Here is a 12525-nt window from a genome sequence, read left to right as displayed (position 1 = left end):
CTCTTGGATTAACTTTATTTTACCTTCATTAATGGGGGAAGGTCATTAGCCATAAGTGACAAATATCACACCAATAAAGTGTGCTCTGTGCACACTGGGTTAAAAACCATCCCCAAAAACAAGTAAAATAAACGAATTGTGCACTAAGCACATCATAAGGTAAACTACTATTAAACAACCAAAAAAGGAGGGAACGACACCATTGAAGCTGTCTTTAGAAGAAGCATTAACACTTCCACCACTTCACCAATGTAAAATGATAGCTGGTACACAAGGTCTAAGCCGGACCATTATATCAGTAAATAGTTTTGATGCACCTGATGTGATGAGATGGTTAAAGACTGGGGACTTAGTTTTAACGACTGGTTATATTTTTTTTAATAATGAACAAGCATTAACTAGTTTAGTGTATGATTTGGCTGAAAGAAATTGTGCCGGATTAGGGATAAAAACAGCTCACTTTCCAAACTCCCTGCCTCAAGATATGATCCTGGCAGCAAACAGGCTTGCATTTCCCATTTTCCTAATCCCTAACGAATTATCGATTGCCGACCTAATCCAAACCGTACTGCGTGAATTACTAACACCACAAACGAAGACGGAAACCAACCTTCAAAACATAGCTGTTAATGAAAGTCCTGATTTTTCAATCTATTCCGTTCTGAAGCATATTCCTAAAGAGATTCTAAAAGACTACTATTCTGCCTTTTTATCACCATTAATTTCTCACGATCAAGAAAACCATACGGAATTATTAAATACCTTAGAAGTCTATCTTAATTGCGGTGCAAAGACAACCGAGGCCGCACAAACAATCGGCGTTCATCGAAACACCATCCACCAGCGAATCAGCAAAATAAAAGAACTCCTCGGTACGGACCTGAACAACGGTAAAACAAATTTCAAATTACAATTAGCTATAAAAATGTTTCATCTAAATAAATATTAAAAAGGGCCCGATCAATCAGGGCCCTTTACTTTAAAATTAATATTGAGTTGACCTCAACTGCGACTCTGAATAACCGAGCAGCATTCCTAGCATTCTGGCTATTCGAATCGCCAGCAATAGGCGGAATTGAACCTGACTATCTGTTAAATCCAATCCCAGCAATTCCTCAATCCGCACAATCCTAAATTTTACGGTGTTTCTGTGGACAAAAAGGCGATTGGCCGTGTCTAACAGTTTCCCGCCGCATTCCAAATAGGCTTCTAAAGTAAACAGCATATTGGATCCGTTTTCCTGATCATACTCTAAAAGAGATTCCAGCATACTATGAAAATAATTTTTCAAGGCATGTTCCGGTAATTGCTGCAGTAATCCCTCTGGTGCATAGTTCCTATATTCAAAAACGGTATCCTTTACTTCCTTTGAAAGTTTTTTCCCTAACGAAATGGCCTCCACTGCCTCCTTATAGCTTCGTCCAACCGTCCCCAGCCCGGCACAAGGTAAACCAACCCCTATCTGGACCTGGTGTTTAGGAAATTTTATATGTATTTGATTTGCCAAGAAACTGGCTGTTTTTCTCGCAAGATTCGCTAACTCATGTGACTTATTCTCCGTTACCGATACCAGCACCGCAAATCCCTGTGGAAGAGGAATACTGATTAATCTAGCATTTGCCTTCTTCTCCGCCGCACTGACTAGTTGGGGAAAAACAGAGTGAATCATCTTCTGTTCCTCACCACTTAAATATAAAAGGACAAAGTGGTTATCATGCCTTATCTTAAGCTCATCAGCAATCGAACGGACCTTCTCTTCTTCCGTTTTTTCTCCCGTCAGCAATATTTTAAAAGCTTCATCCTTATCACATGATTGCCGTTGTTCATCTTGAAGAATCTCTCTTGTAATGGATAAAAGAGAATCAGACAAGACATTTTCATAGGGGAGCTCGATCAAAGGCAGACCTAAGCGATCTGCCTCCTCAAGCATACAAGCAGGAATTTCCGTCAAATAACGTTTTACTTTAATGGCCAAGCCCGCGCAGTTACGTTTGGCCAGGTCATTGAGCAATTTTATTTGAGTCGCTTGATGATCTTTAAAGACATAACCGGTTGTCAGGAGCAAATCACCCTGTTTTAACCAAGAGGTATCTGGCTCATCCATGATACTGACAGAACGAATGTTGCGGTTTAACCCACGGATCCCTGCCACTATACGACAGCCGGGAATCAGCCTTGTCTTTAAAATATCAGATACCGTAAACGCCATTGCTCAACGCCTCCATTCAAAGAATAGTTTTAATGGGACTCCTTCGCAGCAGCCATTTCTGCATTTTCAATCCCATGACCGGCATGACTTGCCTTCGATGATGTACCATTTAAAATCATGTTCAAGACAACCAGAACAAGTGAACCCATTACAACCCCGTTTCCTAACAGTAAGCGGGCAGTACTCGGTAAATCCACGAAAGCACCAGGGACCCCTTTAATCGCTAAGCCAATTCCCACGCCTACAGCAACAATGAGTTGATTAGCTGGAGAAGCCAAATCTTCCTTCGCAATAATTTTCAGGGCCGCGGAAATCAACATCCCAAACATTGGAACCATGGCCCCTCCAAGCACAGCTGGAGGAATCATCGTTGTTAAAGCACCAACCTTTGGCACAAGCCCCAGCACAATCAGGATACCGCCAGCGGCAGTCAATACCCTTAAATTGGTTACCTTTGTCAAAAGAACAAGACCGACGTTTTGCGAGAAGGTCGAATGGTTAAAGGAATTGAGGAATCCGCTGATAAATCCTCCAAGACCTTCAGCACGCAATCCCCGTTTAATATCATCTGATTTAATGTCTCTTCCTGTGATATCACCAAGGGCGAAAAATACACCAATACTTTCAATTGCAATAATAAAGGTGATAATAGTCATCGTAATGATGGAAGAAATATCGAATGTTGGTACACCGAAATAAAATGGCTGAGGCACATTAAACCATTTTGCTTCTAAAAAGACGTTAAAATTAACCATTCCGAAAAAGCTTGCTACAATCGTACCGATTACCATCGCTAAAAGAATGGAGATAACTTTAATAAATCCTTTAAACATGGTGTTGAATAATAAAAAGCATAATAACGTAAAAAGTGCTATCAGCAAGTGCTTCGGATCACCAAACGTTTTAGAGCCTGCCCCGCCGGCAGCATTGTTCATCGCTACTGGCATCAACGAAATACCGATGATTAGAATAACCGAACCAGATACGATTGGAGGGAAAAACCTTACCAGTCTCCCTATGAACGGGGCGCACAAGGCCACGAGCAGTCCTGCTACAATAACAGCCCCAAAAACTCCCGTTATCCCATGAATTTTCCCTATCGCAATGGCCGGTTCAACATTAATGAAGGAAACTGCCATAAGAGCCGGCAATTTGATTCCGATATGCTTTCCGCCCATAACCTGGAGCAATGTTGCAATACCACATGCCAATAAGTCAAATGAAATTAGATATACAAGTTGTGCCTGCGTCAGACCTAATGCACCAGCCACAATAATTGGTACTGCCACTGCGCCGCCATACATAACGGCAATATGCTGGAATCCTAATGCCAGCGTTTTCCCTGTTCCTAATCTTTCCATCTATATTCCTCCCAAATTCCAAAAAGTTTATTGGTTGTGGAGCCGCTTCTGTTCATTCATGAAGAGTTTAAGTGGTTTCGGCAAAGTAACACCTATTCTGAATATGGTTAAAATTCAGATAATTTTCTCCATACAGGGATGAATGTGTCTATATAGAAGCTAGTTCTATTGTGGGATGGTTTCAGTGTTTTCTTGTGGCAATATTTCTCCATTTCGATAAACAATGGATCCTTTTACGATGGTGATTCTATTTTTCCCCCTAAACATTTTTCCAATATAGGGAGAATGGGCATGGCGGTAAAAAAGGTCATCTGCTTTCAACGTAAAAGATTCATTTAAACTAATCAATGCCAAATCGGCATCGCTTCCCTCGGCTACTGCCCCTTTTTGCGGGTAGAGGCCAAATCGTTTCGCAGGGTTGGTGGACATGGCGGCTGCAATCTTTTGCAAGGATATGTTTCTTTTCCAATATCCTTCTTCCAATAGAACAGATAAACTAGTCTGCGCACCGCTTATTCCCCCCCATGCTGCAAACATATTGCCGTCTTTCGAACTCTTCATTTCCGGCGGGGCAGGAGAATGGTCAGAGCCAATTACGTCAATCTCACCGTTCGCAAGCGCTTTCCATAATGCCTCTACTTCTTCCGAGCTCCTTAATGGCGGTGCGCATTTTGCGATTGGTCCCAGCCTCGCGAAATCATCACTAGTAAGTGATAAATAATGTGGGCATGTTTCAACGGTTACATCAATTCCCTTTTTCTTCGCTTCTGTTATTAATTCAACGACTTTACTGCTGCTTGCGTGAACAATGTGGACCTTGCATCCGGTCAATTCAGCATAGGATAACAGCCTTCTGACAGCCTCCATTTCCGATATAATCGGACGGGATTCGCAGTAATCCAGGGCCGAAAGCTTTCCTTCTTTAATCTTACCTGCAGCTAGTAACTCCGTCATAACAGTGCTTTCTGCATGGACAGCCAAGATCGATCCAAGTCTTGCGATTTCACCCATTCCTGCCATTAGCGTGGCATCATCCGAATGATGAAATTCGTCAATTCCGCTTGGTGACATAAAGGCTTTAAATCCAATTACACCGGATTGAATCATTTCCTCGAGCAATTTTATATTTTCCGGAACGAGGCCTCCCCAGAGCCGGAAATCTGTGACAGATTTCTTAATCGCTTGCTCCTGCTTTAATCGGAAACCGTAAGCATCAATCGTTGGAGGGTTGCTGTTCAATGGCATATCAAAATATGTTGTCACTCCTCCCGCCGCAAGACTTTTACTTCCGGTCAAGATGCCCTCCCAGTCCGTTCTTCCAGGTTCATTAAAATGGACATGCGTGTCGATTAATCCAGGAAAAATGTGAAGGCCGATCGCATCTATTTCCTCTTTAGCTTTTCCTTCTATCGGAATATCTCTTGTTATTTTAATTATTTTTCCATTCTTGATCCCAATTTCACCTGTAAAACTTGCCTCAGGACCAACAACCATTCCATTACGGATAATTAGATCATATAATAGCATAATAGACTAATACCCTTCCTCTCTAAACCAAGGTCCGCATAGTGAAAACGCTGCCATTAATATTAATTCTTTGTTAACCCATTAATTCCTCCCGTCTTTTAATATAAATTTAGAAAAGTTCTTATTAAAGAACTTTTCTATTTCATCCTCTCCCGAAAATGTATGAATACGGGAGAGGAATCATTCCTAATAAAATAGATAGATTTAGAGCCGTGCCCATGCTTGGATTAAGGTTCGTTTCGACTGCGCAATAATCGCATCGGAATCCTCATTTCCAACCGGTTTTACCTCAAATGCGACCACATTTCTAGACCCTTCCCCGATGTAACCTATTTCTAATAGCATTCTTAAATATTCCGTTAATTCCTCGACGTCATTCTCACTTCCCGGGTAGCCGAATCGCGGATGCTGGTCACCATAGGCAGGATCATTTTTATCCTTAATATAGCAATTTCCGATATGAGCGTGATTAATATAATCACGGGCAATGGTTAAGGCATCCTTTGAGGTTTCCCGCTGCATCGGAAGATGGCTCAAATCCAGCATTAAGCCAAAGCTTGGGTCTACTTTTCTTACTTCCTTCGCAATTTCAACCGCCAAATGATTTGGTCCAATTAGGCATTTTTTATCGGTTTCATCATCAAAGGTTTCTAATGAGAGTACTAGATTACCCTTCTGTCTAGCATACTGGGATAATTCAATTATCGAATCAGTAAGCAATTGGAGGGCTCTATCCACATTCTGATCCGGTTTAGGACCGCTTAAGAATCCTAATTTCGAAGCATTCAACTCATAGGCTTGATCGATCCCGGCCTTTACAAGATCAATTGCCGCCTTCCGTTTTTCCGGGTCAAACGAGTTCAAATCGCCTTTATTGCTAAGCAGGATCGGCTGGGCACCAAAACCAACGGCCATCCGCCCGGATTTCAATAGGGAAGCAACCTTTTGTCTTTCTGCAGGATCATTGACCCTTGTTACTTCAATCCCTGAAAAAAAGTCATCCGTGACGATTTTCCGAACTGTGTCTGAAATTTTCCCCTCACCCTTCATGGCTTCCGGATAGGCCATAAAATGAACAATACCAACCTGCATAAAATGTTGAAGATCTATTTTCATATGCAATACCGGAATAAATCCGGAACTTCCCCCTTCCCCAAAGGAAAAAAGAGTCCGCTGCTCTTTTTTCCTTTTTTAATAGATTGATTATTTGTTAGAATATTCAAAGCCAGTTAAACTACCGTTATTAGAGAACCCGCAAACTGCCGTTGGGTCGACAACCACTTCAATCAAGTATGGTTTGCCACTGTCCACCGCTCGCTGCAATGCTGGTTTAATGTCATCATAGTGGGTAACAAGTTCCCCGCGGACGCCCATTCCGGCAGCGGTTTTCACAAAATCAATACCGCGCTCTTCATTGTCGCAGAGTTCATTTTTGTAAATCAGGTCTGTAGAGATATCGCGCTCATCATAAAACCAATTTTGTTGCTGGCGAATCAATCCAAGTAATGAATTATTCATAACGAATACGATTACCGGAATATTATGCTTAGCGGCAGTGGCAAGATCCTGCAGGGACATTCCTAGACTTCCGTCGCCAAGAATATTGACGCTTTGACGCTCTGGGAAGGCAAGCTTCGCTGCCATAGCAGCTCCTAATCCCCAGCCCATCGTACCTGCACCGCCTGTTAATAAATAGCTGCGTGGAACATAAGTTTCAAACAATTGACAAGACCAAATTTGGCTGATTCCGCAGTCATGTGATGCAAAAGCATCACGGTCTAAGAATTCGCGAAGCTCTTTCAGAGCGCGTTCCGGACGAATCGGAAGGGTATCATAATCTTGTTTACGGGCATACTTCTTTCTTTCCTCGGTTAAATCAAGCTTCTTAATGCCTGGTTCAACAGCTGCCGCAATGCCCACATCCAAGGATTTATAAACCTCAGTTAAGCCTGCCATGAAGGATTTCACATCGGAAACGATTCCAAGCTCCGTCTGTACGGTTTTGCCAAGTTCTTTTGGATCCAGGTTAATGTGGATAATTTTTGCATCGCGCTTAAAAATATCCACTGTGCCGGTGCTGCGGTCTGCAAAACGGCCGCCTAGATTAATGATCAGATCCGAATTTAAGATGGTCATATTTCCGTATGGTGTATCTAGCATTGTTCCCATTCTTCCGGCAAACAGCGGATGATCGTTCGGGAAAGTATCCATCCCCATACCAGTTGTAACCACAGGGATTTGCAATGTTTCTGCCAGTTCCTTTAGCTCTTCCGTGGCATTTGCAAGGTTTACTCCGCCTCCGGAAATAAGAACAGGTTTTTTGGCATCCTTTAATAGGTTTAGAACTTCATAGAGTTCCTCCTTTGATGCAGAAGGCAGTACCTCTGGTTCATCCACAAACTCATCCCAATCAACTTCAAGTTCAACCTTTTGCGTATTGATCGGCAAGTCAATTAATACAGGGCCTTTTCGTCCTGTTGTTGCCGTCGTCCATGCCTCGTGAATCATTTTAGCTGCGTCTTTTCCGTCTGTTAATTGGTAAACAGCTTTACAAACCGGCTTAGCCATTTCGCAAATCGGTGCTTCTTGGAATTGCATTGTTCCGATTAAAGTTGATTTCTGCTGGCCTGTGAAAGCAATCATTGGAATCGAATCCATCCATGCGCCATATAAGCCTGTTAGGAAGTTTGTTCCTCCTGGTCCGGAAGTAGCTGCACAAACGCCAACCCTTCCAGTTGCCCGGGAATATCCGTCTGCCATAAACGCTGCAGTTTGCTCGTGACGGACAACATAAGATTTTATATTGGTTTTCTCGCGAATCGCATCATACAATGGAAGAATTGCAGCCCCCGGAACACCATAAATTTGATCAACGCCTTTTCGAACTAGATAAGCTGCAATTGCTTCAGCAGCGGTCATTTTTTGTTTTGCCATGTTAATCCCCCAGTTCACTATCTATTTTTTTAAATATTTCCGTAATCGTGTTTTTCTGACCTACATTCCCTGGAAACACAATATAAGTTGTATTTTTAATTCTCGCTTCTTCTCCTGTGAGTAAAACAGGAACCCCTGCAGCCGCCTGGCCGAGTATTTTAGCCTTCTTGATTCCTAAACCGCTTGTAGCAATATCACTGGAGGTGATCCCCCCTTTTGCCATAATAAATTTTGGTTTTACCGTTAAGGAGTGGACTAATTCTACTAGAGCTTGGGAGATGATTTGACTATACTGTAAATTCTCCTCCTTGCTTACCGCTTTGATGACAGTTCTGCTTGTATAAAGGACTGTATTGTCACCATTTTTAATGGAGGCTTCTAGTAATTGGGCGGCCCTTTGGATTTCGTCTTTTCTTTGGTTCTTTTCTAAAATCATTTCCACATTCAATTCAATTGGTCTTATATGAACCTCCGAAACTAAGTCGGAAAGCTGCTCTGTGGTCAATTTAGTATGGGAGCCGACTACCAGTAATCCGCCAAAATTCTTACCGTCAGATCCTTGAGCCATTTCCTTTGCTTCAAGAAATGGTTTATGGGAAAACCCACCTAATGACTTTACTAAGGAGGCTGCGGTCCTAAACAGGAAGTGTTTCCCTCTTTCAATAGCCTTTAACAGCGCCAGGGAAACGACATCCAAATCCTGATAATTGATGGCGTTCACAACAATTGGCACATTACCGGAAGCTTTATCTAAAATTGAAAAAACTTGATCGACACCGCCGCTGCGAATATCTTCAATGGAAATGGATAATACCTGTTCCGAAGTGAACTTTCCTTCCGATTTCTCCTGCACATAATCCGGCAGATAAGCGGTTGAGTAGCCAAATACTGCATCTTTTGCGAATTCTGTATTGTTCACTGGAACCAGATTTTGATTGACCAAAAGATAATGAGTATTATCGACTGTATATCGATTCCCTTCGAAAAAGGCTGGTATGATAAGGTGCCCATCAATGTTCCAGTCCAGCTTTTCGGTCAGTGCTTTTTCCAAAACGGAAATTTCTAATGGATAATGGCCGCGTAAAGTTGAGTCGCTCCGGCTGATGATCGTGAAGGATACATTCAATTCCTTAGACACCACCGCTAAGTTTTCAATAATTTCTGTATTGATTCTGGCGGCTTTTTCCGGCTCATAGCTTCTTGTATTCGTTAAAATATAGAGAACTTGTGTATCCTCTTCGAGGCCTTTACGAATCCAGCGTTTATCCCAATCTGTGATAACGGAAACATCATGGACTGTCTGGACTCCAGTTGGGTCATCATCTAGAACAATTAGCTTATGATTTAATTCTTTCAGCTTGGAAAAGATTGTCTTCCTTAACGGGGTGTCCCCCTGTAAGGTGGAAGAATTGCTGATTATTTCTTGAAAAATCATATCGGTTTTGGTTGTCAAGGCCGACGCCACCTCCTAGGTCTATTTGATTAATGCTGAATCGACCAGTTTTTCCGCAGTTGCAGTAATGCGTGCTGCTCTTAGTTCGAAGAAATCCAAAAGCTCATGCATTTTACCGGATACTCCGAAGCGGTCCTGTGTGCCAATCCGTTTTAATGGCACTGGGCAATGTTCGGAAAGGACCTCCGCCACAGCACTTCCTAATCCGCCGATTATGGAATGCTCTTCTATTGTTACGACCCTCTTTGTCTTAGCAGCAGAGGTCGCAATCGCTTCAACATCTATTGGTTTAATGGTGTGGATGTGCAGGACATCTGCTTGAATCCCTTTTTTGCCAAGCGCTTCGGCTGCCTTAAAAGTTTCATCAAGCATGATTCCTGTACTGATTAAAGTAACATCGTTCCCGTCACGGTATTTTATTGCTTTTCCGATTTGGAAACGGTCTTCTTTTTTCGTGACAATTGGAACAGGCAGCTTCCCAACCCGTAAGTAAACCGGACCTTCATGGTAATATGCTGCTTCTACCGCCTTTTCCATTTCCAGGGAATCAGCTGGAACAATCACCGTCATTCTTGGTAAGGACCGCATAAGCGAAATATCTTCAAGCGGCAGGTGTGTCGCTCCTTCCTGTGCAGCCGATGTTCCGGCATTATGGCCGACAATTTTCACATTATTGTTCGAGTAGCATACTGAAATCCGCATTTGGTCATAGGCACGGCCTGTTAAAAAGTTGGCGTAAGCATTGGCAAAGGGGATTTTCCCACCAATGGCCAATCCAGCTGCCGTACCGACTAAGTCGCATTCAGATATCCCGACATTAAAGAATCGGTTTGGAAATTGATCCTTGAAAAAATTTGTCATATTGGATTTAGCACAGTCTGCATCAAGTACAACCAAATCTTCATGTTGATGTCCAAGTCTTATTAATGCTTCGCTAAAGCCTTCGCGTGGTGCTTTTTGTGCTGCCATTTAAACCAACTCCTTTAGTGCCAATTCTAGTTCCTCATCATTTGGAGCTAACCCGTGCCACTTGTGGGTATTCTCCATAAATGAGATTCCTTTTCCCTTCACCGTGTGCGCCAGAATGGCCGTCGGCTTTCCTTTCACCGTCTTCGCCTGTTCGAACGCTGAATGGACGTCATCAAGGTTATGACCGTCAATTTCGATCACATGCCAGCCGAATGCTTCCCACTTGGCTTTGAAATCCTTCATGCCTTTTATGTTTTCTACGTAATCATCCAGCTGGATTTTGTTCCAGTCGATAATCGCGCAAACATTATCCAAATTAAAGTGGGCTGTTGTCATTGCTGCTTCCCAAACTTGCCCTTCCTGTGACTCGCCATCACCAATCATCACGTAGGCTCTTCTTGGCTTGCCATCAAGTTTGGCAGCCATTGCTACTCCGTTCGCTAATGACAGCCCCTGCCCTAGTGAACCAGATGATGCATCGACCCCTGGGATATGCTCACCGCATGGGTGGCCATGAAGGCGGCCGTCCACATCTCGGAAGGTCATCAGTTCTTCAACTGGGAAGAACCCTTTTTCGGCCAAAACCGAATAATAAACTGGTGTACAGTGCCCTTTGGATAAGAAGAATACATCCCTTTCCTCCCAATTAGGCTCATTTGGGTCGACATTCATATGTTCAAAAAATAAATCTGTTAATAATTCGGTTGCTGATAAAGATCCACCTGGATGCCCACTACCCGCATGATGGGTCATTTTGACAATATGACGGCGGATTGTTTTCGTTAATTCCTGTAAATATTCTTTACGGTTAGATTCAAGCTGCATTATTCCTTCCTCCTTTGTTGCTTATTATGAAACTCAGTTTCTTTTAATGTGCAAAAAAATAATTATGCCATCTTTTTTGGACCACTCTTCCCATTCGTTGCTTATTGAGAAACAACGTTTCTATTAATACTTAAAAAAAGAGCAATTAATTATTTTAACACATCTCAACTTAATGTTGCTTATTATGAAACTGCGTTTCCGATATGTTTTATTTAAAGAAATCATAACATCGCTTTCAAATGTTTTCAATAACCTTTTTATGAATTTTCTAATTATTCTTTCGACAAAAAAAGACATGTTTCTCGCAAAACCATGTCTTCTCACGTTTATGTAAAAAGACATGCTCGCCTGGAGTCATGTCTTTATTTCACTTATTCTCCTTTATACCCGAGTCGTCTTGAAATCGATGAACCGACTTCAATTAACTTGTACTTTAGTTCATCCAGCCTAGCTTCCGTCATTCTCATGGAAGGACCGGAAATACTTACGGCACCAATCACATTTCCAAGATGATTAAAGATGGGCGCAGCCATACAAGTAACACCGGGTTCATTTTCTTCCCGCTCTACTCCATAGCCCTTTTTACGGATTTTTTCCAGAATATCCAATAATTCGTCTTGGTCCGTTATCGTGTTGTCTGTGTGTTTTGGCAGCCCTTTTTCCTCGATCATATCCATGACCTCTTCAGTCGGCAAATATGCCAATAAAACTTTCCCAGCACTGGTGCAATGCATAGGAACACGTCTGCCAACCTGCGAGTGCATTCGCAATGTTTCACTGCCCTCTAATTTTTCAATATAGACCGCTTCTTTTTGTGAATAAATGATTAAATGAATCACTTCATTTGATAGATCTACCAATTCTTGCAAAAATGGCTTTGCTTCTTTTCGGATATCAATGGAATCTAACAGCTTGGCGCTCAATTCCAAATATTTATAACCTAATTTATACTTCTTCGTATCTGGGTCCTGTTCAATGTAGCCGTGGGAGGCAAGGGTGGCTAAAATCCGAAATATAGAACTTTTATTTAATCCTAATTTTTCGGCCAGCTCCGTTACACCTAAACCGCCCTTCTGTGAACTGACATAGTTAACAATGGTTAAGGCTCTATCAATTGATTGTACCATGTTCCGACCCCTCTATCTTTGCTATTAATATTTATAAGGAGAATCAAATGCTGTACTTTTCATAGAATCTATTCTGTTCTCATTATATCACTATATTTTTAAACGAAGAAAGGATATTCT

Annotated in this window: 10 protein-coding genes; 1 reads left to right on the top strand and 9 read right to left on the bottom strand. The window is 42.1% G+C overall.

Features of this window, described 5'->3' with window-relative positions:
• Positions 1-202 precede the first annotated feature (202 nt).
• Entirely contained in the window at positions 203-949 is a 747-nt protein-coding gene (locus ACFPA1_RS05295) for a PucR family transcriptional regulator (protein WP_213140210.1), read from the top strand.
• A 36-nt stretch (positions 950-985) separates the two neighbouring features.
• Here ACFPA1_RS05295 and ACFPA1_RS05290 read toward each other — a convergent pair whose 3' ends face one another.
• The 9 genes from ACFPA1_RS05290 to ACFPA1_RS05250 all read right to left on the bottom strand — a co-directional run bounded on the left by ACFPA1_RS05290 (position 986) and on the right by ACFPA1_RS05250 (position 12405).
• Positions 986-2209 (bottom strand): PucR family transcriptional regulator, encoded by a 1224-nt coding sequence (locus tag ACFPA1_RS05290; RefSeq protein WP_213140211.1) that lies wholly within the window; start codon positions 2207-2209, stop codon positions 986-988.
• Positions 2210-2238: 29 nt separating this feature from the next.
• On the bottom strand, positions 2239-3570 hold the full coding sequence (locus tag ACFPA1_RS05285) for a nucleobase:cation symporter-2 family protein (protein WP_213115805.1): 1332 nt from the start codon (positions 3568-3570) through the stop codon (positions 2239-2241).
• 165 nt (positions 3571-3735) lie between these two features.
• The gene (locus ACFPA1_RS05280) at positions 3736-5097 is read right to left on the bottom strand and encodes an allantoinase (RefSeq protein ID WP_378581661.1); all 1362 of its coding nucleotides are present in this window, start codon (positions 5095-5097) and stop codon (positions 3736-3738) included.
• A 204-nt stretch (positions 5098-5301) separates the two neighbouring features.
• Complete coding sequence (locus ACFPA1_RS05275; protein WP_378581660.1) at positions 5302-6213, bottom strand: sugar phosphate isomerase/epimerase family protein; 912 nt, start codon at positions 6211-6213, stop codon at positions 5302-5304.
• Positions 6214-6300: 87 nt separating this feature from the next.
• Entirely contained in the window at positions 6301-8031 is a 1731-nt protein-coding gene (locus tag ACFPA1_RS05270; RefSeq protein WP_213140214.1) for a thiamine pyrophosphate-binding protein, read from the bottom strand.
• 1 nt (position 8032) lies between these two features.
• Entirely contained in the window at positions 8033-9484 is a 1452-nt protein-coding gene (locus ACFPA1_RS05265; RefSeq protein ID WP_378581659.1) for a four-carbon acid sugar kinase family protein, read from the bottom strand.
• Between the two features lie 21 nt (positions 9485-9505).
• Complete coding sequence (locus tag ACFPA1_RS05260; RefSeq protein ID WP_378581658.1) at positions 9506-10453, bottom strand: transketolase family protein; 948 nt, start codon at positions 10451-10453, stop codon at positions 9506-9508.
• Positions 10454-11278, bottom strand: a complete 825-nt coding sequence (locus tag ACFPA1_RS05255) for a transketolase (RefSeq protein WP_378581656.1) — start codon at positions 11276-11278, stop codon at positions 10454-10456.
• Positions 11279-11649: 371 nt separating this feature from the next.
• Positions 11650-12405 (bottom strand): IclR family transcriptional regulator, encoded by a 756-nt coding sequence (locus ACFPA1_RS05250; protein WP_378581654.1) that lies wholly within the window; start codon positions 12403-12405, stop codon positions 11650-11652.
• Positions 12406-12525 lie beyond the last annotated feature (120 nt).

This window comes from Neobacillus sp. GCM10023253 (genome assembly GCF_042653105.1).
In the GTDB taxonomy this organism is placed as follows: Bacteria; Bacillota; Bacilli; order Bacillales; family Cytobacillaceae; genus Neobacillus; species Neobacillus citreus.
This window is presented reverse-complemented; position numbering and strand designations above follow the sequence as displayed.

Coding starts and splice junctions, on each gene's coding strand:
- ACFPA1_RS05270 (WP_213140214.1), bottom strand. CDS start 8,031: ATGGCAAAACAAAAAATGACCGCTGCTGAAGCAATTGCAGCTTATCTA.
- ACFPA1_RS05255 (WP_378581656.1), bottom strand. CDS start 11,278: ATGCAGCTTGAATCTAACCGTAAAGAATATTTACAGGAATTAACGAAA.
- ACFPA1_RS05280 (WP_378581661.1), bottom strand. CDS start 5,097: ATGCTATTATATGATCTAATTATCCGTAATGGAATGGTTGTTGGTCCT.
- ACFPA1_RS05275 (WP_378581660.1), bottom strand. CDS start 6,213: ATGAAAATAGATCTTCAACATTTTATGCAGGTTGGTATTGTTCATTTT.
- ACFPA1_RS05260 (WP_378581658.1), bottom strand. CDS start 10,453: ATGGCAGCACAAAAAGCACCACGCGAAGGCTTTAGCGAAGCATTAATA.
- ACFPA1_RS05250 (WP_378581654.1), bottom strand. CDS start 12,405: ATGGTACAATCAATTGATAGAGCCTTAACCATTGTTAACTATGTCAGT.
- ACFPA1_RS05290 (WP_213140211.1), bottom strand. CDS start 2,209: ATGGCGTTTACGGTATCTGATATTTTAAAGACAAGGCTGATTCCCGGC.
- ACFPA1_RS05285 (WP_213115805.1), bottom strand. CDS start 3,570: ATGGAAAGATTAGGAACAGGGAAAACGCTGGCATTAGGATTCCAGCAT.